This window comes from Maribellus maritimus (assembly GCF_022267315.1).
Taxonomy (GTDB): Bacteria; Bacteroidota; Bacteroidia; order Bacteroidales; family Prolixibacteraceae; genus Draconibacterium; species Draconibacterium maritimum.
Window position 1 is genome coordinate 38,464 of the sequence record NZ_JAIKLE010000038.1, and the last position, 24,634, is coordinate 63,097.

The following is a 24,634-nucleotide window of genomic DNA, read 5'->3' on the forward strand; positions in this document are numbered from 1 at the left end:
AGATTACATAGAAATAGACTGAGACCAATAATACCCGATAACTATGATAACATTTCTAATTTGCATTTTTATATTAATTGTGGGCTACTTCCTGTACGGAACTTATGTGGAAAAAAAATTTGGTGCGGATAAAAACCGAGAGACACCGGCTATCGCTAAACAGGATGGTGTTGATTTTGTTCCGCTTAAAACCGGAAAGATATTTCTTATCCAGTTCTTAAATATTGCTGGCTTAGGCCCAATTTTTGGAGCTATTGCTGGTGCTTTGTGGGGCCCGATTGCATTTGTGTGGATTGTATTTGGGTGTATTTTTGCAGGAGCTGTGCACGATTATTTCTCCGGGATGTTATCAATCAGACATGATGGAGAAAGTGTCCCTGAAATCGTTGGCAAATACCTGGGGAACGGGGTAAGGCAGTTTATGAGAATTTTTGCAGTTGTTTTGTTGATCCTTGTCGGGGTAGTTTTTGTAAAAGGTCCTGCAACCATCATGTACGAACTAACTGGGATTAACGTAGCCATTTTAATTGCTGCAATTTTCATTTATTATATTTTGGCCACTATGATTCCAATTGATAAGTTAATCGGGAAAGTATATCCGTTATTTGGGATTTCATTGTTAATCATGGCTATTGGATTGTTTATATCCCTGCTTTTGGGGGATTATAGGATACCAGAGTTAAACGCTCAGAACTTTGCAAATTTACACGCTTCACCAGATGACTTCCCTGCTTTTCCGCTGTTGTTCATAACCATTGCCTGTGGGGCTATATCAGGTTTTCATTCTACTCAGTCGCCTTTAATGGCAAGATGTGTCACCAATGAGTTGCTTGGGAAGAAAATATTTTTTGGAGCTATGATTACAGAAGGGATAGTCGCCTTAATATGGGCAGCTGTAGCAATGGCATTTTTTGGCGGAGTTAGTGAATTGGGTAAAACGATGGCAGAAGAGGGACACAATGCAGCATGGGCCGTAAATATTATCTGTAATACAATGCTGGGCAGGATTGGTGGTATTCTTGCCATATTTGGTGTAGTGGCGGCCCCAATTACTTCCGGCGATACCGCTTTCAGAAGTGCAAGGCTAACCATAGCTGACTCGTTTAAAATAAATCAGCAAAAATTAATTAAGCGTTTGATAATTACCATTCCGGTTTTTACAATTGCGCTGGCTCTCACACGGGTTAATTTTGCAGTTATATGGCGTTATTTTGGATGGTCAAATCAGGTGTTGGCAACGATTGTTTTATGGGCAGCAGTTGTATACATGCTTAAAAATGGTAAAACCTTTTGGTTCGTTCTGATTCCTGCAACTTTTATGACAGCAGTTGTAATAACCTATATTTTAATTGCACCGGAAGGTTTTCAACTTTCTTACGTGATTTCTTATACTATTGGAATAATTGTCGCCTTGACATTATGCGGGTGGTTGCTGCTAATAAACTTTAAAGTTTTAGACTGGCCTAAATATCAACTCAAACAAGTGTTGAGCGATACAAATACAAAACTCTAAATTATAATTACTTAACCAATCTGTTAACTAAAAAACAAATCGAAAATGAATAGATACATTGTGTTGATTTTATTCTCAATCTTATTTTCTTGCCAGAAAGAAAAGCGAGCTAATATTCTTTTTTTTATTACAGATGATGAAAGTTGGATAGAGCGAAGTGCCTATGGCTTTGGAAAGATACCAACACCGTACTTTGATCAGGTAGCAGAAGAGGGTATTTTATTTACCAATGCCTTTACCTCTGCACCATCATGTGCCCCGTCAAGGGCAAGTGTACTTACTGGTCGCAACTTCTGGGAGCTGGAACAAGGGGCTTTTATTCAGGCTTTCTTGCCAAAGAAATTTCCTGTTTTTACAGATATATTAGCGAAAAATGGATATTATATCGGAAACACCCAAAAAACCTGGGGCCCCGGTGTACATATTGAGAATGGACATTCAGAAGTGTCTGGAGTCCCGTTTAATGAGGCAAAAATTGATAATAAAATTGAAGGTATTGTAGATAACGATTATGCAGCCAATTTTGACTTGTTTCTAAAAGCGAGGAAAATGGACCAGCCATTTTTCTTTTGGGCAGGTCTTTCGGAGCCTCATCTTCCTAATGGCAGTGAAAATTATAAGCGGTTGGAGGAGGAATTTGGGATTACCCTCGATCAAATTCAACTTTTCCCTGGTGTTGAGGACACAAGAGAGAACCGACAAGATAGAGCAAACTATATTTATGAAATATGTTACGCCGATATGCAACTCGGAAGGATGCTGGAAAGCCTGAAAGCCATTGGCGAATTAGATAACACTTTAGTTGTTGTGACTTCTGACAATGGTACACCAATATTAAGAGGGGAAAAACAAGTGGGTAAAGCAAGTGGCTATGATCTGGGTGTGCATGAACCACTCGCAATTATGTGGCCGTCACGTGTGAAAGCTGGGAGGAAAGTAAGTGATTTTGTTTGTTTTACTGATTTTGCGCCAACTTTTCTTGAGGTTGCGGAAATAAAACCACCCGCAGATATGAGCGGCTCAAGTCTGCTGCGGATCCTGGAATCGAAAAAGTCGGGGCGTATTGAAGCAGATCGGAATTCAGTTGTAACAGGTCTGGAGTGGCATGGCGAATTTGATCCCGATAGCAGGTCATCAAGAAGTATCCGCGATGATCGGTTTGCTTATATTGTATCTTATAACAACGTGGATGAAAATGGATTACCTCTTACAAATATAGAATCCATTAAACCGGCAAAAGTTGAATTTTATGATCTTATAAATGATCCCTGGCAATTGAATGATCTGTCGAAAGATCCTGCCTTTGCTGATGATATGCAAAGGCTCGCCAATGAATTTCGCCAATATGGTATGTTGACCAAAGACCCTCGCGTAACGGGCGAAATGGATATTTTTACAGATACACGACAATATGTACAAAAACGAAAACGGATTGGCTACGGAAAAACGTTGATGCTTCCTTTTTCGAAATAGTAAGTGGTTGGAAATAAGAAAACGAAAGAAACGACATTATTGTATTGATTAGATCAGTAGTAAAAGAAGTGAAGTATATGTGGTTACAATAAATGGTCAAGTGGTTTTTTTTGCTCATGAAAGATGTTTTGGTAATATAATTTTTAAAACAGCAATCTGTGAAATAGCAGAACAAGCTAAGCGAACTGATAGATTGTTTTCGAAATATAGGATTAGCCCCGACGGTAAATATATAAAAGGTGAAGTTGAAGGAGATGTATTGAACTTTGAAATTTTAAAATAAAGAAAATCAAAAATGATGAAAAGACTAATATTGTTAATTTTTTTTGCAGGTATTCTTTTATACATCAGTTTGGCGAAAAAAAATGTCTGGCACCCTATTGAAAAGGTTTCAGTCATCTTTGATACAGACATGGGACCAGATTATGATGATGTGGGGGCTTTGGCAGCCTTGAATGCTTTTGCTGATAATGGAGAAGTCGAAATATTGGCATGCGGAAGCTCCAACCAATATGAGAAATCAGTTCCATTGATTGACATAATCAATACATATTACGGACGACCGAATATACCAATTGGATCAGTAAAAGGCAGGGCCGGAGCCTTTGGCCCATGGCATAAAGTCAGAAAGTGGACAGAAGAATTACCATTACATTATCAGCATACTATTTCTGCAACTTCAAAGGCACCTGATGCAGTTTCAGTTTATCGAAAGGTATTAAGTAACCAGCCTGATAGTAGTGTGACAATTGTTACTGTCGGGTTTTTAACAAATTTGAACATTTTATTAAAATCTACGCCGGATCAAATAAGTCCGCTGACGGGAGTGGAATTAGTGCAGAAAAAAGTTAAACAATTGGTATCTATGGCCGGCGATTTCAAGGAAGGGAAAGACGCATGTAATATATTACTGGATGTTCAGAGTGGAAAATATGTTTTTGAAAACTGGCCAACCAAAATCATTATTAGCGGGGGAGAGATAGGACGTTCTATTCGGACAGGTGATCGTTTGGTGAAAACGAAAACAAAAAATAATCCGGTGAAAGATGCATACGAGATAGCATTTATTGAAGACAGATTGGATACAGTTTCTAACTATAAATACAGAAAAGGAGGGAGATCCAGTTACGACCAAACAGCAGTTTTGGTTGCGGTAAGAGGTGTGCGGAACTATTTTGACCTGGAAAGAGGTACAATGGTTGTTAAAGATCGTGCGGTAATTGACTGGATACCCAACGAAAATGGAAATCATTACAGGTTAATCGACAAGATGCCCAAAAGGGATCTGGCTGTAATCATTGAAGATTTAATGATACAAAAGCCTGCAAAATTGAAATATTCAGGCGATCCTCCTACCAACAGAAAACCAATGTTATTACAAAAAGAAAAGCATCCGAATTAGAGAACTCTTCATTTTCTGATAGTATTTGGATGTTCCTTTCCGATTTGTTTATACAAAGCGTAAAGTATTTATTGAAGAATGATCTGTATAGCTTTTGGTGTGGGGGTGTATCTCATAATTGAGTTTGACTCACAGGCCTTGAATGATTAAAACAGAAATAAATTTAAAGAAATGACATAAATGAAAAATCTAATTTTACTACTGGTTACCCTCCTGTTTATTGCAGGATGTACTTCTAATAAAACAGAATTTAATATTTCTAACAATGGCGTCGAAGCCCAGGTTTTACAATTAAAAAATCATCAAATATCATACACCGTAAAAAAAGATGGGCATGTAATTATAGATACCTCTTTGATAGGAATTATAGTAAATGAGAAAAGTTTAGGGTCTAATTCAAAAATAAAGCTTTCTGATCGTTTCAGTGAAGAATTTGACTATTCAATGTTTGGTGGAAAGAATACTGCTAACCACAAGGCGAATATCTCAAAATTTGAAATAAAGGAAAAAGATGGTTTTACCTGGTTTCTTGAATTTCTGGTTTCTGTAGAGGGAGTAGCTTACAGGTACATAGTTCCAGGTACCGGCACTCAGGATGTTAAAGGAGAATTAAGTTCATTCCGGTTCCCAAACAATACAAAAGTGTGGTATTTCGAACGCAACAACGATTGGAAATTAAAATCTCATGCTGGAGAATGGCTCTGCTCAGATATTTCAAAAATGCCAACTGTTTCAAAAATGGGACCGGTTCAGGGGCTGACAATAACCTGCGAGATGCCGGCCGGTGGTTATGCTTTAGTGGCTGAAGCTGCCTTATATAATTACAGCGGAATGCGCTTGGAGGCTATTGGTGACAATACATTCAAAGCAAATTTTACAGAAGATGAAAAAGGGTTTGAAATTGAAGGAGATATTTTAACTCCCTGGCGTTGTATTCTTTTAGCTGATGATTTAAATAGCCTTGTCAATAATACCCTTGTTCCATCGCTAAACCCAAAACCGGATGAAAGATTGTTTGCTGATATGAGTTGGATTAAACCTGGAAAAGCAGCCTGGTATTGGTGGTCGGGAAAGTTCTCAACTTTTGAAGCAGAAAAGCGTACTGTTGATAATGCTGAAAAACTTGGATTTGAATACACAATGGTTGACGAAGGTTGGGAAAGGTGGAGTAACAAATGGGAGACAGTTACAGAGTTGTGTAATTATGCAAAAAATAAAAATGTAGGCATTTTTTTATGGAAACATTCCGATCAGCTCAATTTTCCTGAAAACGGGTATGCCTTGATGGCTGGATTTCTGGATAGTTTAAAACAAACCGGTGCTGTCGGCGTAAAAGTAGATTTTATGAATGGCGAGACTAAATCACTCATCAACTTTGATGAAGCACTTTTAAAGCTGGCTGCAGAACGAAAGTTGATGGTTAATTTTCACGGTTGCCAGCAAAGTTCAGGCGAGTACCGAACATATCCGAACGAAGTTTCACGTGAAGGAATTCGGGGAGTTGAACTAAATAATATGAAAGAAGGACCACTTTCTGCGAGTCACAATGCAGCTTTGCCTTTTACTCGCTACGTTACAGGACATGCAGATTATACGCCACTTGCTTTTACTGCTCCCGGAGAAACTACCTGGGCGCATCAGCTGGCTACACTGGTTTGCTATTATTCTCCTTTTCAATGTATCGCCGAAAATCCCGAATATTTGTTGAAGACACAAAAAATTCAACCTGCCATTAATTTTATTAACGAGGTGCCATCGGTTTGGGATGAAACTTTTGTTCTTCCACAAAGTAAAATAGGTGAATTGGCAATTCTTGCACGCAGAAAAGGGAATGACTGGTACTTGGGAGTTTTAAGTGCCGGAGAGAAAAAACAATTGCAGGTGAATTGTAATTTTCTAAAGGAAGGAAATTATTCTGCTGAAATATTTTCGGATGATATTTTAGCAGAACCCGTCCCTTTGGAAGGACTAAACCCAAGGGCTAATTTAACAAAGCGTAATACAGCCATTCCATTCAAAAAAGAAGCAATTATTTGTGATAAGAATAATAAATTAATGTTGAATTTAGCCGCGAATGGAGGTGCTGTAATTTGGTTTAAAGCAAGGGAGAAATAATCAGTTTTAAATCCGATAGCCGGTATATATTATGAAGAAAATCGTTCCAATAATTTTCATACTACCTTATGCTGTATTTGTTTTAAATTCAGGTTTTGTAAAAGGTCAGGAACTAAATATTGGGGTCATGGTGCAACCTGTTTCCAAATTAAATAAATTCATCGATTCTGATTATTACATTTGGGGAGCTTCAGTTGTTAAAGGTGAAGATGGGAAATACCACATGTTTTATTCCCGTTGGAAACGCGAACTTGGTTTCTATGCGTGGGTAACCCACTCAGAGATTGCTTATGCTGTTTCAGACAATGTTGATGGTCCTTTTGAATTTGTAAATGTTACGCTTCCTCCTCGGGGAAAAGAGTTCTGGGATGGAACAACAACCCACAATCCAACAATACTCAGAAAAGATAGCTTATACTACCTTTACTACATGGGAACTACTGGCCTTATTGAAGCCAAACAACCTATTTCGATGAGTAACAAAGATTGGTGGATTTATCGCAATAACCAGCGAATAGGCGTCGCCGTTGCCAACAATCCTTCCGGGCCATGGAAGCGTTTGAATAAACCAATAATAGATGTAAGTGATAATCCCACAGCTTATGATGCATTGATGACCTCAAATCCTGCAGTTAATTATACGAGTGATGAGAGAATTATTTTGATATACAAAGCGGTCGATAAAGGTAAAAATTATAAGTCCATTGATTTATCTACTGATGAGAGTTACAAACTTTCGACTGGGAAAAAGGTTCGCTTTATGGTGGCTTTTGCAAATAACCCTCTGGGACCTTTCAAAAAACACAGCGAACCAATTTTTGAGCTAAAAGGAACAGAAAATATTCATATGGTTGCCGAAGATCCTTATGTATGGCACCAGTATAATAAATACTATGCAATTGTACGCGATGTTGTTGGAACATATACAGGAGATGCCGGGGCTTTGGCCCTAATGAAATCGGAAAATGGGTACGATTGGAAACCAACAAAACATCCGCTTGTACTAAGGAGTAGATTTGAATGGGAAAATGGAGAAAAGAGTACCGCACAACTTGAACGCCCACAATTGTTAATTGAAAATGGTATTCCAAGATCCTTGTATGGTGCATTAAGCTTGACTGTCGATGGGGTATATCGTGATCATTCGTGCAATGTAAGAATACCTTTAAAACAAAAATATGAAGAACTAAATTTTCAACAATTACTTCCCGAAGAATTGGATAAATCCAATATCATTCAAGAAGAGAAATATAATGTTTGGGGAACAAATATTATTAAAGGGAAAGATGGGAAATATCATGCCATTTATTCACGTTGGTTAAAATCTCGTGGGCACCATGCCTGGGTAACACATTCAGAAGTGGCTCATGCAGTGTCAGATAATTTAACTGGACCTTATGTTTTTAAAAATGTGGTGCTTCCAGCACGAGGCAATGAATATTGGGATGGTGAGATGACTCACAATCCTCATTTAATTGAGTATGATGGCAAATATTATCTTTACTATAATGGGAACAAAGGTTCCGGTTATTGGGCTACAACTCCTGATGATTTTATGCCTGAAACAGATAATCCTGAATGGTGGGTAAATCGCAATAATCAGAGAGTTGGTGTTGCTATAACTGATAACATTAATGGTGAATGGAAACGTTTTGATAAGCCTTTAATAGATATTTCGAATGGGCGACAGATGACTGCTACACCTGTGGTCTCCCTTCGCCCCGATGGTAAGTTTCTCATGGCATACAAATACGTTACTGTTGACGGAAGCACATGGGGTGGAAAGGTGGTGCATGTAACTGCTTTGTCTGATTCACCCTTAGGCCCGTTTGTTGATACGAATATTCCTTTTATTACAGTAGAGAACAAAGAGGATGATACTGACGTGCAGTCTAAATTTGCTATTGATGACCATGTGCAGTGGTATCAAGACGGACGTTACTATTGTATCGGCAAAGATTGTTATCAAAGTTTTTCGGACTATCCAAAAGGTTCAATGTTGCTTTGGACTTCAGACTCATCCGGATTAAATTGGAAATTGGCGCAAGCACCACTGGTATTTCTTTCAGGAAAAATTCCCTGGACAGATGGTGATGTTACAACGTGCACGCGCACCTGTGACATGCCAAAAATTTATATGGAACATGGTAAGATGAAAGCACTTATTATGGCAACATTACCTGTCGATAGTGAAATATCATTTTCAACAATAGTTCCGCTAATTTATTAAAAAAGATAGTTATGAAAACTCAAATAATCGTAATCTTTATTTTGATGAATTGTTTTTCTAATTCTGTTCAAAAATCTCAACTCTTCCTTTTAGCCGGTCAGAGTAATGCTGTTGGGCAGGGAGATTCGTTAAATAGTCCTGTATGTAAAACAAATACAGCATTTGAATTTGATGCTCAAAACAATAAATTTATTCCACTAAGAGATCCTGCAGGGAAATCATGGAAGCAATTCCAGGAAGCCGGAACAGGAAGTGTGGCTCCCGCTTTTGCAAAGGGGATGTATGAACTCTTTAGGCAAAAAATTTATATGGTGACGGCAGCCCGGGGAGGTGCCTCGTGTCACTGGAAAGCGGAAATGGCTAACTACGGTACATGGGATACTTCGGGCAAACTCTTTGCTCAGGCAGTTGAAAAAACAAAAATGGCCGAAATAAAGTCAGGCATTCGTCTGTCTGGTGTCCTCTGGATTCAAGGCGAACGCGATGCAAATGCTATTTTGGCTGGACAATTAACTGCAACTGAATACCAAAAGGTACTTGAAGGATTGATCAAAAGGTTCAGAAATGAATTTGGTGAAGATTTACCATTTTTTATCGTACAAACGGCTTATCAGCAGGATAAAGCACCTGGCGGTTGTCGGGCTGTGAGAGATGTTCAGACGATAATTGCGAAAAAGATGAACGGAGTTTATATCGCTTATGGAGAAACAAATGAGTTTGGACAACGAAAGTGGTTTAAAGACAAAGTCCATTACAATCAGGAAGGCTTGAATGATATCGGTACAAAAGCTGCTGAATTCGTCTATAAACATTATAACCAAGAGGACAATGAATAAACATATAAGATTCTATTTCTCTTTTTTGCATTTTCATTCACTTGCAATTTGTGCATGGGATTGTTTGAATTGTTTTGTCTACTTAAATTTTAATAATATGAAAATCAGGTTTAAGAATTCATGTGTGATAATATCGTCAATATTTTTTTTACTAGGAGTTCCGTTGACTGTAAATGCAACACCTTTGGAGGAAGAGAGACCAAATGTTGTTATAGTAATAACCGATGATCAGGGGATGGGGGATCTTGGTTGTATGGGAAATCCCTACGTTAAAACACCCAATATTGATAAATTATATAAGGAAGCAGTAAGGTTTACAAATTATCATGTATCAACTACGTGTGCTCCGACACGTGGTTCTTTGATGACAGGGAGACATACCAACAGAGTAAATGTGTATCATACCATTGCTGGTCACTCACTCCTTTTTGAGGATGAAGTACTCCTCCCACAGATATTTGCCCAAAATGGATATACCAATGGCATGTTTGGTAAATGGCACCTGGGTGACAATTATCCTTATCGTCCTGAAGACAGAGGGTTTCACGAAGTTGTTCGGCATGGCGGTGGAGGTATTACACAGGGTCCCGATTACTGGGGAAATGATTATTTTGACGATACCTACTGGCACAATGGCGAACCCGAAAAATACGAGGGATATTGCACAGATGTATTTTTCAAGGAAGCAATAAATTTTATTGAAGCAAACAAAGACAACCCGTTTTTTTGCTATATCTCGACAAATGCTCCACATGGCCCGTTAAATTTACCAAAAGAGTATCTCGACATCTATAAAAATTATGACAAACTTCCGGAAGATGTTCAACGTTTTTACGGGATGATTACTAATATTGACGATAATTTTAAAGCCCTCGAAAACAAATTGGATGAATTAAATCTCACAGATAATACGATTCTCATATTTACAACCGATAACGGTACAGCCAGCGGAAACTTAGTTTTCAATGCCGGATTAAGAGGCCGTAAAGGGAGTGAATATGATGGAGGGCATCGTGTGCCATTTTTTATTCGTTGGCCTAATGGAGAATTAGTCGGAGGAAAAGATATTGATAAGTTGGTTGCACATTATGACTTGTTACCAACATTTGTTGATATGTTGAATCTTGATTTTACACCTGTAAAGTCGTTGGATGGTATTAGCCTGAAACCTCTGTTTTATGATAAAAATAGTAAATGGCCCAATCGAATTCTGTATATGGATACACAAAGACTGCAAAATCTCGTAAAATACAGAAACTATTCCGTAATGGATCAAGAATGGCGTTTGGTAAATGGAGATGAATTGTTTTATATTTCCAAAGACTTGGGACAACACAACAATGTTATCGAAGAATATCCGGAGGTGGCGGCTCGATTAGCAGAAGGATATGAAAGGTGGTGGCAGTCATTTTTGGAAGAAGGTATAGATGAAAAATATGCATACATAAAAGTAGGATCTCGGTATGAAAGCCCAAGTCGGATATCAGCACATGATATGCTGACTGGCAAACATGGATTAATCTGGCATCAGTACGGTGCAACAACAGCCTCGCAGGCGACAGGAAGATGGAAAATTGAATTTGTTGAAAGCGCTAATTATAAAATAAGCCTTTGCAGATTTCCAAGAGAAAGCGGGTTAAATATTAATGAGACTTTTCCTGCGGCAAAAAAGCCTATCGAATTGCAGAGATCCATGCCTGCAAGTGAAAAGAATGATTTTGTAAAAGCGTACTTATATGTAGCTAATATAGAAAAATTTGCAAATATCACTCAAGGTCAAAAGGACGTGACCTTTATCGGTTATGTTCCTGCCGGGAAATATGATCTGGAAGCACAGTTGATCGATAGTGAAAACAGGGTTTACCCTGCCTACTATTTGTACATAGAAAGAATGTGATAAGAAAATTATTTCTTTATTGAAGATGTTTAAAGTTTATGCGATAAGATAGCACAGTAAGCTTATAAAACCTAAAGTCTCTCCATTTTTTGTTTACATAATGAAAAAAATATTTAGCCTGTATATGTTATTAACCCTATCCATGTTCACAAAATCTCAAACAGAAGTTGCTACTTCTGAATATTTTAAGTTAGAACCGGATAGTGAAAAACCTGCTTTTGATATCACACCTTATCAACCCAGAATGGCCAGCTGTTATCAGGATAAAAAGGGAAAATATCATCTTTTTACGGATTATCTGGAAAAAGGAATGTCTCCTTATAATGCAGTGATAAGGTATTATCGAAGCAGCGATTTGTATCATTGGGAATATGTGTCTACCGTCGCAAAACATGCTGAACTTGGTGTTCCCGATGCCGTAGGGTGCTCAAGTCCGCATGTATATGCTACCGATGACAAAATATATCTTTTTTATGGTGGCACACCTAAGTCAAACAATGATAGTACGAACATTTATGCAAAAAAGGGAGAATCAGGATATATGTCACGTTCCATTATTCTTGCTATAGCTAAAGCCGATAAAAACGGGGCGCCAATGGGAAATTTTGAAAAACATGGTGTAGTGATAACACCTGGTTCCGTTGATGATTGGGATTCCATGCGTCTGGACGATCCATGTGTCATCCCTGATGGAGACACACTTCATATGTTTTATAAAGCTTTCAACACAAATCGCGAACTTGACAGCGTTAGAGTCGGGTATGCCAAAGCTTCTGTAAATGATTTAAAATTTGAAAAACATCCGGGGCCTGTTCTTGCGGTTGATGGTGGAGGAGAAATGCCCCGCGTGTTTAAAATAGCAAATATCTGGCATCTTTTTTACCGCCATTTTGAAAACGAGGAATTTACCTGGCTACACTATACTTCTGATAATGGTCTCCGATGGCGTCTTTTTGATCCTTTTTTCTTTAATCAACCGCGAACTGGTCCCCGGGATATTATGATGATTTATGGGATGAACGGGAAATTGCTCAAACATCCCAGAATGCTTGTTGCTGGGAATGAAAACGACATAACCAAGCTTTGGCTGTACCATTTGAGAAGGAAAGTGCTATAATTAAAACTTCTGATTCTGGAAACGTTTCCGGAGAACGAAAACGTTTCCGGAAACGCTTCCGAGGTTTTTGTTATTCATTTTGTTGGACTTGGTTTTAACCATTTATATTTTTAAGTGAGAATTATTTTTGAAATAAGTAAAGTCCTTAACTAGCTTAATCTTAGTAAAAACCTAAATCAAAAAAACTGTGTGATAAAAGAATCAAAAAATCGTCCCCATAGCTTGATAAAATCTTTAAATTATAATTTAATAATTCAAAAAATTAAATTTAACCTGTTGCCTGTCATGCATAACAGGTCAAACTCAAATTAACGAGAAAACAGCGGAGAAGAGATAGTATAATTATTGCTTAATAGCCTCCGTAACTATTCGTAACTACAGAGGAGTAAAAGATAAACAGTGAAAATAAAAAAACGATGTATAATAATAACACAACAAGAATATTTGTATTTGCGTTTCTGCTGATTTTGATATGGAAACCATCAACCTCAAAAAATCATATCTTTTTGGAAGCCGAAAGTTTTGAAGATCGTGGAGGATGGGTTATCGACCAGCAAAGTATGGACCAAATGGGGTCTCCGTATTTATTAGCACATGGAATGGGAGTTCCGGTGGAGGACGCAAAAACGCAAGTCCATATATCTGAAAAAGGGAAATACAGGATTTGGGTTCGTACCCGGGATTGGACTGCTCTATGGAGAGTGTCTGAATTCCCCGGCGAATTTCAGGTGTTAATTGATAATAAGCCTGTCAAAACAATATTTGGAACCAAAGGAGCTGAATGGCATTGGCAAAATGGCGGTACCATTCAGTTAAAAGAAGGTAAAGTTGAGATAGCTTTACATGATATGACAGGATTTAACGGCCGTTGCGATGCGATTATTTTAACCAAGGATTTACGGTTTACCCCACCTGTTGAATATGATGCTTTGGCACAATTCAGGCGCGATAATTCAGGGTTTCCAAAAGAAACAATAGATGCCGGAGAATTTGATTTAGTTGTTGTTGGCGGAGGAATGGCCGGAATTTGCACTGCAGTTACTGCAGCAAGACTTGGGTGTAAAGTAGCATTAATTCAAAACCGCCCGGTATTAGGAGGAAATAACAGTTCAGAAGTTCGTGTTGGACTTTCAGGACTTATTTTTCAGGACCCCTACCCAAAACTTGGAAAACTGGTTGATGAAACTGGTTCTGTAGGACACTGGACACTCTGGGAAGCCAAACGTAATCCTGAATCTGAAAGAAGTAAGAGAATTTTGGAGATAATAAAAAACAATCCGGAAAAGAAAATTCACAATGCCGGACCGAAAAGTAATTATGGTGATGATAAAAAGTTAAAAATTGTAAGCGGAGAGAAAAACATTGAATTATTCCTTAATACTCATGTTTTTGCTGCACAAGAATCAGATAACAGAATTATTTCCGTTAAAGCAAAAGACATTATCACCGGGAAAGAATTATTATTTAAAGGACAACTTTTTGCAGATTGTACGGGAGATGGTAATCTGGGGTACCTGGCTGGCGCCGATTACAGAATTGGACGGGAGAGCAGTAAAAAAACGGGAGAGTCCAGCGCCCCAAATGATGGAGACAACTTGATTATGGGAACATCTGTTCAATGGTATGCGGAAGAACTTGACTCAGTTTCCTCGTTCCCGGAATGTCCATGGGCCGTTCAATTTACAGAAGAAACTTGTCAATATCTTACGCATGGCGACTGGAATTGGGAAACCGGATTTTTTTGGGATCAGGTTGAAGATATTGAACATATCAGAGACTATGGTCTTCGGGCTGTATATGGGAACTGGTCTTTTCTGAAAAATAAAAGTAAAAACAAAGAAAAATACCAGAACTATAAATTAAAATGGGTAGCTTATATTGGAGGAAAACGAGAGTCCAGAAGGCTTTTGGGAGATGTCATTCTGAAAGAGCAGGATCTGATACAAAGAACGGTATACCCTGATGCCAGTTTTACAACAACCTGGACTATCGACCTGCACTATCCTTTGACGCTCGAAGGTTTTACAGAAGAACCTTTCCTGTCGGAAGCCAAACATATTGAAATTGAACCATATGCTGTTCCTTATCGGTGTTTATATTCCCGGAACATTGAAAATCTTTTTATGGCAGGAAGAAACATTAGTGTAACTCATGTGGCATTAGGTACTGTTCGCGTAATGCGCACAACAGGAATGATGGGGGAAGTTGTTGGGATGGCTGCTGCGATTTGCGTGCAGGAAGACTGTTCTCCACGTGAAGTGTATCAAAAAAAACTAAACCTGCTAAAATCACATTTAGTTAACGGAGTTCCACAAAATAATTAGAAATAAGTAAATCATTAATAATAATTTTTGTTCAATACACATTTTATAAAAACCTAAATGAAAAGCATATCAATTACTACGATATTAATATTTTTTGTAAAAGTATTATTTTCCCAGACTTTCTCGGTTTTAGTAGAAACAGAAAACTTCGATGAAAAAGGGGGCTGGGTGGTCGACCAGCAATTTACTTCTTCCATGGGCTCTCCTTATCTGCTGGCACATGGAATGGGTGAACCAGTGGAAAATGCAATAACAACAGTTGATTTCCCTGAAAGTGGGAGGTACTGGTTCTGGGTACGCACAAAAGACTGGGTGCCCACACATCCGGAAACACCTGGAACGTTTAAGATAATATTTGACAATAAGGAATATCCGGAAACTTATGGTGTCAACGAAGATTGGCAATGGATTCAATCAGGACGTATTAAGATAGGAAGATCAAAAAAATTGAAAATTGAATTAAAAGATGAAACTGGCTTTGAGGGACGTTGTGATGCGATTTATTTTTCAAAAGATAAAAACGATTTTCCGCCTGTGGATTTGGAAGAAATGACAGCGTGGCGAAAAGAAAAACTGGGGATACCTCCCCCCGAATTAAAAGATGAATTTGATCTGGTAGTGATAGGTGGAGGTCTGGCTGGCTGTGGGGCTGCCGTGGCTGCAGCGCGTCAGGGTATTAAAGTTGCCTTAATCAATGACCGGCCTGTGCTGGGTGGAAATGCCAGTAAAGAAATTCGGGTACATACATTGGGACTGAAAGTATACAACATCGTTGAAGAGCTTGGAACAGAGCATTATCCAAATGGCGATTCCGGAGCAATTGCAGCAAACGACACCATTGAAATGGTGGTTCGGGGTGAAGAAAATATCACTGTTTTTCCAAATACTCGTGCTTTTACAGTTCATAAAAAGAATAATAAAATTACAGCAGTCGATTGTTTTCACACGCATACACACAAAGAAATACGTTTTGAAGCACCATTGTTTGTTGATGCTACCGGTGATGGCTGGATTGGATATTGGGCAGGTGCTGAAGTGCGGATGGGGCGTGAAGCACGGGAAGAATTCAATGAATCGATGGCCCCTGAGCAACCCGATAACATGACGATGGGAAATACCATTTTGTGGAATTCTGTTGAAGTGGAAGGGGAGATCTCCCGCAAATTTGAGGAAAAGCCCAGAACATTGGGGTGGAAAGAGGTTTTATGGGCGATGGATGTAGCAAAAGATTACAAAGCAAAAAGCGGAGAATGGTTCTGGGAATACGGGCTGCTTATGAATACTATTTACGATGCTGAGGAAATTCGCGACCACATGTTTCGTGCAATTTATGGTAACTGGTACAATGTAAAACAAGACCCGGAAAATGCGAACCTAAAGTTAAAATGGATCGCTTATGTAGCGGGCAAACGTGAATCGCGCCGTATTATTGGCGATTACATTTTAAAAGAAAGCGATATCGTTAACCACCCTGATTTTGAAGATGGTTTTGTAGAAGAGGTACGAGAAATTGATATACACTATCCCAAAGGAGGGAAATATGATTTTTTGAGTTACGCCGATTTCACCAAGATTGAACGTTACAAAATTCCTTATCGCTGTTTCTATTCGAAAGACATCGACAATCTGTTTATGGCAGGACGTTGTTTTTCTGCTACACATGTAGGGTTGGGAAGTCCGCGGGTGATGCACACTACCACGCAAATGGGTGTAGTTGTCGGAACAGCAGCGGTTGTTTGCACCGAAAATGATTGTTCTCCACGCGATGTGTACCATTCGCACCTTTCAGAAATGAAATCCCGTTTAGATAAAATGCGTATTGAAGAGAAAACAAAGATGCACTAAACAGAGACAGTTTTTTTACCATTTTAAGATAAATATTTTATGAGGGAGATTTTTATTGTGCTTTGTTTTTTTCTGTTCTTTAGTGAGTCGTTAGTTGCTGAAGATAAGCCTAATATAATTTTTATTCTAACTGATGACCAGCGTTATGACATGTTGGGATGTACCGGAAACAAGTTGATACAAACTCCTAATATTGATAAATTAGCAAAAGAAGGAACCCTCTTCTCCAATGCTCATGTTACGAGTGCCATTTGCACGCCAAGTCGCACTTCTATTTTACTAAGTCAGTTTGAGCGAAAACATGGAGTCAATTTTAACTCCGGAACCAGTGTGGCGCCAGAAGCTTGGGAAAAATCCTATCCGGTTATATTGCGTCAAAATGGCTATTACACCGGATACATTGGAAAAAATCATACTCCGGTTGGTAATGAGGGGTATGAAAGTGGCTTAATGGAGAAGTCGTTTGATTACTGGTATGCTGGTCATAAACATTTGACTTTTTACCCTAAAACGAGGCATGAGATTTTTAAAGGCGCGAAGAGTGATACTCAAATCGAAATAATAGGAGAGGGGGTTCAGGATTTTTTAGGGAATGAACATCAAATTAAAGAGGCACGGTATTTTTTAGAGAATCGTCCTGGTAATAAGCCTTTCTTTTTAAATATCTGTTTTAATCTCCCTCATGGAGCGGGAACAGGAAGTATGAAGCTTTTGGAAAGCGATCCTGAAATTTACCGCACGTTATACCGAGACTTAAACATTCCTTTACCCGAAAATTATATAGCGAAATCAGACATTAAGACACATAGGTTGCCCGAGAGCGTCCACCATTTTAAAGACAGACAAACAGGTTACAATTGGGTCGATTCTCCTAATACAGTGAGGGAGCGAGTAATACGCCAAATGCAGACCGTTACAGGAATAGATAGGTTGATTGGGGAGCTGCGCGAAACGCTAAAGGCAAATGGCCTGGAGAAAAACACTATCATTATTTTTACTTCAGACCATGGATTGTTTTCAGGAGAATTTGGATTGGGAGGTAAAGCATTGTGCTATGAAATTTGCACCCATGTTCCGTTTATTATATATAATCCTTTGGTAAAGGAGAGTGCAGGGGGACAAATTGTAGACGAATTGATCCAAACCATTGATATTGCTCCAACATTGCTTGCATACGCAGGTATTGAAATTCCAGATTCTTATCAGGGCAAAACTTTAAATCATATTATTGAAGGGGAAATTACTCCGGTAAGAGAATACCTGTTTACAGAGAATTTATGGTCAACGCCATTTGGAAATCCTCGTTGTGATGCCGTACAAAACAAGGAATGGAAATACATTCGCTATTATGCTAACAATAACATATCTGCAATTGAAATCATTAAAATGGCAAAAGATATGGGCATGAGATCAGATGATTTGCTTTATGGTGTGCATGATGCAGAAATAGCTATTTACAGGAACTATGTAGAAGCTCCGTTTCATGGAGAAGAACCTATATATGAAGAACTTTTTAATCTTAAAAATGACCCAAACGAAACAACAAATATAGTGGCGGAGGCTAATTATAGCCAGATATTGAAAGAAATGAGGAGAATCTGGAAATTGAAAATTGCATTTGCACGAGGAAAAAATAAACCTCAAGTAGTTCGATATACAAAAGACAGTCAAAGTCAATTTGTAAAGGCGGAATAATAAAATAAATGGAATGAAAACGAAGATAGATATGGTTAAAAAAAGGAAATATTAACAGATATGAAACAGTTATTATCATCATTAGCCTTTCTGTCCCTTTTAGCAGGTTACACAAAAGCACAATGTATTAAAGAATCTCTAAATGGCATTTGTCCTTTTCCAGCCTTAAATGATAGGAAACCTGATTCAGGATGTAGAGAGAGGGGAGTGGTAGATGCTTTTCGTATTCCCCGAAGGCTTATTATTAATTAAAAGAGATTTGGAGTAACTCTCAGTAATAGTATTCATTTAAATAAAATATTAACTATTTAATATGTTTTTTCCATGAACATAAAAAAAACTCGGATTATGCTATTGGTCTGTTTCTTACTGTTTTTTTCGACATTGCTTCAAGCACAGGAACGCCCTAATATACTTTGGATAAACTGCGACGACCTCGGGATAGAATTAGGGTGCTATGGCAACAAAGATGTTAAGACACCCAATATTGACCAGCTGGCAGAACAAGGCGTTTTGTATGAAAATTGTTATGCCACTGCTCCAGTGTGTTCTCCGAGCCGGTCATCATTAATTACAGGTATGTATCCTTCCGCTATTAATTGTTTAAATCATAGGACTATGGACAAAATGCCACTGCCTGAGGGTATTAAGCCTATAACTGAGTATTTTAAGGAAGCAGGTTATTTCTGTACTAATGGAAAGGCTACAGATATGACCAAATGGGGGAAGACTGATTTTAATTTTGAAACCGGCAATTTGTTTGATGGAACCGATTGGAATCAACGTGCTGAGGGACAGCCTTTTTTTGCACAAGTGCAAATATTTGAGCCTCACCGTGAATTCTATGCCGATAAGGAAAATCCTATTTCACCGGAGAGCGTCGATTTGCCAGACTGTTACTTGGATCATCCGCTAATAAGAGCAGATTGGGCACTTTACCTGGAAACGGTGCAACATTGCGATCAGAGAGTGGGACATTTTTTAACTCGATTGGAAAATGAGGGATTGACAGACAATACAATCATAGTTCTTTTTGGGGATAATGGACGACCACATTTGCGTGATAAGCAGTTTTTATATGAGGGAGGATTAAGGGTACCACTGATAATTCGTTATCCGAAACATTTCGAGGCAGGTAAAATTTGCACACAGCTGGTTAGTCTGGTGGATGTACCAGTGACTTCTCTTGCTTTTGCCAACATCCCGGTTTCCGAACATTTGCAGGGGAAAGTATTTATAGGAGACAATGCCGAAAAACGCGAATATGTGTTAGGATTTAGACAACGAATGGGAGATGCCGTGGACAATAGCAGAAGCATTATGGATGGACGTTATAAACTAATCTGGAATAAAATGCCGGAAGTGCCCTGGATGCAATTAAGCGGTTATAAAAAATTAGAGTATCCCGCGTATTCCATCTATAAACTTTTTTATCAACAAGGGAAATTATTTTACCCATATAGTTTGTTTATGGCGGATTCTAAACCGGAGATTGAATTGTATGACATAAAAATGGATCCCATGGAGTTTGAAAATCTGGCAGATTATCCAAAATACGAGTCGATTAAAAAGACGTTGTTTAGCACGCTTAAATCAAGATTGAGCGAAATAGAGAAAGGAGAAATACCGGAGCGCTGGGAAGTTACAAAAAAGGCAAAAGAATCATCAGCTAAGTATTATGAGAGCAGTATGAGAAGACGTGGATTAGGTTCTGACAGCAGCTATGAAGATATAATAGAATATTGGGAGAAAAAATTATCAGAAAAAAATTGAGAAATAAATAAAAATGAAAACAATACTATTTAATGTTACAATTGCCATTTTATTGGCATCATGTACTGAGAAAGCCCCAGATTTCAAAATCGAATTTGAGAAAATAGCAAAACATTCGGTTTTTGTAAACGACACTATGAGTATATGGGGAGGTTCGGTAATAAAAGGTGAAGATGGTTTATATCACATGTTTTATTCACGCTGGCCTAAAGCTCCGGGCTGGATATGGGTTTCTCATTCCGAAGTTGCTCATGCTGTGTCTGAATCTCCTTTTGGTCCTTATAAATTCAAAGATATTGCCCTTCAGGAACGGGGCGAAGAGTTTTGGGATGGTTTATGTACCCACAATCCTACTGTGCATAAGTTTAATGGAAAATATTATTTATATCATATGGGTAATACCGGCGATCGTAAAATTTATTGCTCACCCGGCAAGCAAAAATTAAATATGCTTCACCGCAATAATCAACGTATAGGTGTCGCAGTGGCAAATGATCCCAATGGCCCATGGAAACGTTTTGATAAACCGGTACTGGATATTACTCACCATAATGACTCTGCCTACGATGCTTTAATGACTTCTAATCCATCTGTGTGTCAAATGACTGACGGGAGAATATTGATGATATATAAAGCGGTAGGTAAAAAATATCCGTTACCCAATGGCGGACCTGTAGTACATTGCGTGGCAATAGCTGATAGTCCTACCGGACCTTTTAAAAAGTATCCAAATCCGGTATTTACGTTTCCGGGAGAACGTTTCCCCGCTGAAGACCCATACATTTGGTATCAGGATGGTAAATTCAGAGCAATTGTTAAACGCATTAAACATGAGGGAGGAGAAAGGCTTTTTTCTTTGGTTCATTACGACTCAGAAGATGGTATAAATTGGAATAAAGCAAAGCATTTTGATATATCTGAAAGGATAGTCACATGGGAAAATGGAGTCACTCAGCAACTTGATCACCTTGAGCGCCCGCAAGTGTTGATGGAAGATGGAGAAGCCATTGCCTTGATGTGTGCTGCCGATACCATTGACGAAAATAATGTACGCCACACTTTTAATGTTCAAATACCTTTACGAATAACAAAATATTAGCAATAACATATCAAATGAAATCTTTTGGACACAATAGCAGCAATAATATCAACCTACATAACAAAAAAATCCATTTACCATTGAATAAACACTACGGAATTTTCAATCCATAGTGTTTTATTTCAATGAATTATATAAGAAGTAATATTGCCATTTTAACATTCTTAAAAAATCATCCTTAGAACTATTCAAGCTTTCATAAGCTGTACCATAAAATAAGTTTTTAAACGATCTAGCTATTTTTTCTTTTTCGATATCTGCCCTTATTTCATTTCTCTTGATAGCTTCTGAGAGCTGTTTAAACCATGCTTTATTTTCTGCTTCATTCCATTTCAAAGCAATCTTATGAAAATCTTTATAGTAATGAAACGATTCCATGTGTAGATTCACCAATCCAAAGGCCATGTTGAGTATTTTTAATGCGCGAAATTGTTTTTGTAACTGACTTAATTGCGCTAAATATGCTTCAATAAAATCAGAAAATGAATGAATTTCATCTTCATTAACTGTTGTAACAGAAAGAGAATTTATCAAAATTTTATCGACAACTTCAACAAATATTTTCTCCTTTGTGGGGAAGTGATACAACAATGCCCCCCTGCTTAACCCGGTTTTGGCTTCAATTATTTTTAATGAGACCTTGTTATAAGAATCAACTGCAAAACATTTAAAGGCAGCATTAATGATGTTTTGTCTTGTTTTCTCTGCTTTATTACCCATTAATTAAAATATTAAAACACTCAAAAATATAATTTTTAACAAATAAGAAACAGTCTGAATGGACTGTTTTTGTTATTTTTGATGAATTTTCAATTTCTCGTATCGTTTTATATTATAAAAAAGTGATAATATTTTTAATATGAGACTATTAAAAATAACAATTCTGAAAAGAAATATTTCTGAGAAGTTTAAAAACCGTTAATAAAGTAATATGAAAAAAATATATTTAATCAACTTGTTAGTCGTTTTAACATTACTTGTTGTTTCGTGCCAAAAAGACAACAATGAAAATATACCTGATGACAATGAAACAGCAATAAGTACTTTGGTTATTGTGGAACGTTCAGCAAAAGTTGAATTAGAGGAAGAAAACGAAATCAATCAGGAAATCATCGAACAGCTTAAAACTGAAATTGAAGAAAGTATGAATTTATTGGGACACAAATTGACTCTTTATCCCAATATTGAAGATACATCTACCGGAGAATTGGTTAGAACTTATGACGATGGAACAGAGGTTAAATCAACATTTAGGATTGAAACGACAACAGATAATTTGCGCTATTTCAAGATTATAAATGATGGAACAGAAACGGAAAAATACCAAATGATTGGATGGTATTTGGTAAAAGATTTTACAGAAGAATACGAATATGCAGGTTACAAAATTATTTCAGCTTTGGGTATTGCCAAATTTACAAGACTTTTATAATAGATTTAAAGGTCGATAGTTATGTGATGACTATGACAAAAGATATAATTTTTCAAACTCCAAGTGGAGAAATAATAGGTATGGAATACCCGGCTGTTATTCGGGCTACAGGCATTCCGTATGCTATAGCCAAGCGTTTTGAAAAGCCGGAGACAATAGGAAAATATGCCGAACCGGTTAATGCAACACAACCGGCCCCTGCCTGTCTTCAGAATGAGGATAAAGCTTTTAGTAATTTTGTTGGTGAAAATATCCTGAAGGATATAAAACAGTCGGAGGATTGCCTGAACCTTTCTGTTACCCGTCCGAATAGCGAGCAGAAAAATCTTCCGGTTATGGTTTGGATTCATGGAGGAAGTTATATTGCAGGTGCCGGAGATGCTTTTGTTTTCGACCCCGAGCCAATGGCTGCCGAACAAAATGTGATTGTTGTGGCAGTAACTTACCGTTTGGGATTGTTTGGCTTTCTGGGCAATTACAACAACATTCCGCCCAACTTTGGCTATCTGGATTTGGTGGAAGCTTTGCGCTGGATTAACAAAAATATTGAATCGTTTGGCGGGAATCCTCAAAATGTAACCTTGTTTGGGCAATCGGCTGGGGGAGATGCAGTAGCTCAAATGATGCTGATTGAGGAAACAAAAAGTTTATTTCATAATGTAATTATTCAGAGTGCCCCTTTCGGCTTGCTTTTCAATAAGGCAAAGATGATAGACGATATGATTACGGTAGCAAAATCGTTGCCTCAAAATGCTTCAAAAGAAAAAATACTAAGCAAACAATTAGAGGTTCTTACAGCTGCAAAAAGTTATGGCTTGAAGGCCGGAATGCCCTTTGGTGTTCAATATGGAGCTTATCCATTCCCGAAAGAAGCTGATGTTTACAAGGTTTGGAAAGAACGGGCAAAAAACATTAATATCTTAGCAGGATACACCAAAAGCGAAACGGCATTGTACGTCCCAATGATTCCCCAGGTAAAAAAAGTATGTCAAATTCCGCTTCTTGGGAAAGTATTTAAGCAGTTATTTGTTGAAATAACCACCAATATAGTTTATAAAAAAGACTGTAAAAAGTTTGCTCAAAATTGTGTAACAGCTACTAATAATGTATATCAATATGAAATTTTATGGGGGTCAAAAACAAATGGATTCGGAGCGGCTCACACCATTGATATTCCCCTGCTTTTTGGAGAAAGTACGACGTGGGAAAACAGGAAAATAGTGGAGGGAATAACAGCCGAAGAAATTGATAAGAAAGGCAAGGAAGTTCGTAAAATGTGGGCAGTTTTTGCTGAAAATGGGCGTTTGGGACATGGCGGGGAAATTGAAGGAGTATTGAAATACAGAAAAAAAAACGCCGAAATATAGGTTAAGCAGCAGTTCAAAATGTAAATACTGAATTATTTGTAGAACCAAAAGTTTCGTATTTAAAGTATGGATGCAGACGTAAATACAATCTACTCTTCTGAATTTTACCGCATTATCGATTTTAAATGTAAATGCAAACAAGCGTGTACTTCGCGGCCAGAATATTCAAAATCATTCAACATTAGTTTTATACGCAAGGGAAATTTTATCTATAAAGTTTTCAGAAACGACTTTGATGCTTACTCCGGTTTTGCAATAATCGATAAACCAGACAGTGAGCACGCGGTAGAGCATTGCTATCATATTCCCGACGAATGCACCATTATCGATTTCTCAGACGAGTTTTTCGGGATGCTCAGAAATAGCTATAAAATTGAGTACAAATCTTTTTTTTCAAATCAGGATGTTCAATCGTTACTAGTTATACCAATTTGAGTATATAGTGCCGCTGTATTATCTTTGAAGCATGGGAAGACAAAGCAAATTCAATATAAAAGAGGATTTAAAAGAACTTGA

The 24,634-nt window shown here is 37.8% G+C and carries 17 protein-coding genes; 16 read left to right on the top strand and 1 reads right to left on the bottom strand.

The genetic code is table 11. The features are described 5' to 3' along the window. Positions 1-43: 43 nt before the first annotated feature. The 13 genes from K5G00_RS23910 (at position 44) to K5G00_RS23970 (ending at position 21,319) form a co-directional block, all read left to right on the top strand. A complete protein-coding gene (locus K5G00_RS23910) occupies positions 44-1,513 on the top strand; it encodes a carbon starvation CstA family protein (protein ID WP_238769032.1) in 1,470 nt (489 codons plus the stop codon). Between the two features lie 45 nt (positions 1,514-1,558). Then, the gene (locus K5G00_RS23915; RefSeq protein WP_238769033.1) at positions 1,559-2,986 is read left to right on the top strand and encodes a sulfatase family protein; all 1,428 of its coding nucleotides are present in this window, start codon (positions 1,559-1,561) and stop codon (positions 2,984-2,986) included. A 295-nt stretch (positions 2,987-3,281) separates the two neighbouring features. After that, positions 3,282-4,388 carry a nucleoside hydrolase gene (locus tag K5G00_RS23920; protein WP_238769034.1) on the top strand — a complete coding sequence of 369 codons (1,107 nt, stop codon included), beginning with the start codon at positions 3,282-3,284 and terminating at the stop codon, positions 4,386-4,388. Positions 4,389-4,568: 180 nt separating this feature from the next. Beyond that, on the top strand, positions 4,569-6,503 hold the full coding sequence (locus K5G00_RS23925) for a glycoside hydrolase family 97 protein (RefSeq protein WP_238769035.1): 1,935 nt from the start codon (positions 4,569-4,571) through the stop codon (positions 6,501-6,503). 31 nt (positions 6,504-6,534) lie between these two features. Next, on the top strand, positions 6,535-8,733 hold the full coding sequence (locus tag K5G00_RS23930; RefSeq protein WP_238769036.1) for a glycoside hydrolase family protein: 2,199 nt from the start codon (positions 6,535-6,537) through the stop codon (positions 8,731-8,733). Positions 8,734-8,744: 11 nt separating this feature from the next. Continuing rightward, positions 8,745-9,569, top strand: a complete 825-nt coding sequence (locus K5G00_RS23935) for a sialate O-acetylesterase (protein ID WP_238769037.1) — start codon at positions 8,745-8,747, stop codon at positions 9,567-9,569. Between the two features lie 97 nt (positions 9,570-9,666). After that, complete coding sequence (locus tag K5G00_RS23940) at positions 9,667-11,466, top strand: arylsulfatase (RefSeq protein WP_238769038.1); 1,800 nt, start codon at positions 9,667-9,669, stop codon at positions 11,464-11,466. Between the two features lie 100 nt (positions 11,467-11,566). Continuing rightward, positions 11,567-12,583, top strand: coding sequence for a glycoside hydrolase family protein (locus tag K5G00_RS23945; RefSeq protein ID WP_238769039.1), 1,017 nt, complete (start codon positions 11,567-11,569; stop codon positions 12,581-12,583). 416 nt (positions 12,584-12,999) lie between these two features. Further along, entirely contained in the window at positions 13,000-14,907 is a 1,908-nt protein-coding gene (locus K5G00_RS23950) for an FAD-dependent oxidoreductase (protein ID WP_238769040.1), read from the top strand. A gap of 57 nt (positions 14,908-14,964) precedes the next feature. Then, positions 14,965-16,752, top strand: coding sequence for an FAD-dependent oxidoreductase (locus K5G00_RS23955; protein WP_238769041.1), 1,788 nt, complete (start codon positions 14,965-14,967; stop codon positions 16,750-16,752). 39 nt (positions 16,753-16,791) lie between these two features. Beyond that, positions 16,792-18,447, top strand: a complete 1,656-nt coding sequence (locus tag K5G00_RS23960; RefSeq protein ID WP_238769042.1) for a sulfatase-like hydrolase/transferase — start codon at positions 16,792-16,794, stop codon at positions 18,445-18,447. 324 nt (positions 18,448-18,771) lie between these two features. Then, complete coding sequence (locus K5G00_RS23965; protein ID WP_238769043.1) at positions 18,772-20,220, top strand: sulfatase family protein; 1,449 nt, start codon at positions 18,772-18,774, stop codon at positions 20,218-20,220. Between the two features lie 13 nt (positions 20,221-20,233). Next, positions 20,234-21,319, top strand: a complete 1,086-nt coding sequence (locus tag K5G00_RS23970; RefSeq protein ID WP_238769044.1) for a glycoside hydrolase family protein — start codon at positions 20,234-20,236, stop codon at positions 21,317-21,319. A gap of 117 nt (positions 21,320-21,436) precedes the next feature. Here the strand turns inward: K5G00_RS23970 and K5G00_RS23975 are convergent, their stop codons facing one another. Then, positions 21,437-22,039 (bottom strand): TetR/AcrR family transcriptional regulator, encoded by a 603-nt coding sequence (locus tag K5G00_RS23975; protein WP_238769045.1) that lies wholly within the window; start codon positions 22,037-22,039, stop codon positions 21,437-21,439. Positions 22,040-22,250: 211 nt separating this feature from the next. On the opposite strand from K5G00_RS23975, the gene K5G00_RS23980 reads away from it, so the two are divergent. The 3 genes from K5G00_RS23980 (at position 22,251) to K5G00_RS23990 (ending at position 24,553) form a co-directional block, all read left to right on the top strand. Beyond that, on the top strand, positions 22,251-22,751 hold the full coding sequence (locus K5G00_RS23980; RefSeq protein ID WP_238769046.1) for a hypothetical protein: 501 nt from the start codon (positions 22,251-22,253) through the stop codon (positions 22,749-22,751). Between the two features lie 32 nt (positions 22,752-22,783). Further along, positions 22,784-24,118, top strand: coding sequence for a carboxylesterase family protein (locus K5G00_RS23985; RefSeq protein ID WP_238769047.1), 1,335 nt, complete (start codon positions 22,784-22,786; stop codon positions 24,116-24,118). A gap of 66 nt (positions 24,119-24,184) precedes the next feature. After that, entirely contained in the window at positions 24,185-24,553 is a 369-nt protein-coding gene (locus tag K5G00_RS23990; protein ID WP_238769048.1) for a hypothetical protein, read from the top strand. Positions 24,554-24,634 lie beyond the last annotated feature (81 nt).

Coding starts and splice junctions, on each gene's coding strand:
- K5G00_RS23910 (WP_238769032.1), top strand. CDS start 44: ATGATAACATTTCTAATTTGCATTTTTATATTAATTGTGGGCTACTTC.
- K5G00_RS23915 (WP_238769033.1), top strand. CDS start 1,559: ATGAATAGATACATTGTGTTGATTTTATTCTCAATCTTATTTTCTTGC.
- K5G00_RS23920 (WP_238769034.1), top strand. CDS start 3,282: ATGATGAAAAGACTAATATTGTTAATTTTTTTTGCAGGTATTCTTTTA.
- K5G00_RS23925 (WP_238769035.1), top strand. CDS start 4,569: ATGAAAAATCTAATTTTACTACTGGTTACCCTCCTGTTTATTGCAGGA.
- K5G00_RS23930 (WP_238769036.1), top strand. CDS start 6,535: ATGAAGAAAATCGTTCCAATAATTTTCATACTACCTTATGCTGTATTT.
- K5G00_RS23935 (WP_238769037.1), top strand. CDS start 8,745: ATGAAAACTCAAATAATCGTAATCTTTATTTTGATGAATTGTTTTTCT.
- K5G00_RS23940 (WP_238769038.1), top strand. CDS start 9,667: ATGAAAATCAGGTTTAAGAATTCATGTGTGATAATATCGTCAATATTT.
- K5G00_RS23945 (WP_238769039.1), top strand. CDS start 11,567: ATGAAAAAAATATTTAGCCTGTATATGTTATTAACCCTATCCATGTTC.
- K5G00_RS23950 (WP_238769040.1), top strand. CDS start 13,000: ATGTATAATAATAACACAACAAGAATATTTGTATTTGCGTTTCTGCTG.
- K5G00_RS23955 (WP_238769041.1), top strand. CDS start 14,965: ATGAAAAGCATATCAATTACTACGATATTAATATTTTTTGTAAAAGTA.
- K5G00_RS23960 (WP_238769042.1), top strand. CDS start 16,792: ATGAGGGAGATTTTTATTGTGCTTTGTTTTTTTCTGTTCTTTAGTGAG.
- K5G00_RS23965 (WP_238769043.1), top strand. CDS start 18,772: ATGAACATAAAAAAAACTCGGATTATGCTATTGGTCTGTTTCTTACTG.
- K5G00_RS23970 (WP_238769044.1), top strand. CDS start 20,234: ATGAAAACAATACTATTTAATGTTACAATTGCCATTTTATTGGCATCA.
- K5G00_RS23975 (WP_238769045.1), bottom strand. CDS start 22,039: ATGGGTAATAAAGCAGAGAAAACAAGACAAAACATCATTAATGCTGCC.
- K5G00_RS23980 (WP_238769046.1), top strand. CDS start 22,251: ATGAAAAAAATATATTTAATCAACTTGTTAGTCGTTTTAACATTACTT.
- K5G00_RS23985 (WP_238769047.1), top strand. CDS start 22,784: ATGACAAAAGATATAATTTTTCAAACTCCAAGTGGAGAAATAATAGGT.
- K5G00_RS23990 (WP_238769048.1), top strand. CDS start 24,185: ATGGATGCAGACGTAAATACAATCTACTCTTCTGAATTTTACCGCATT.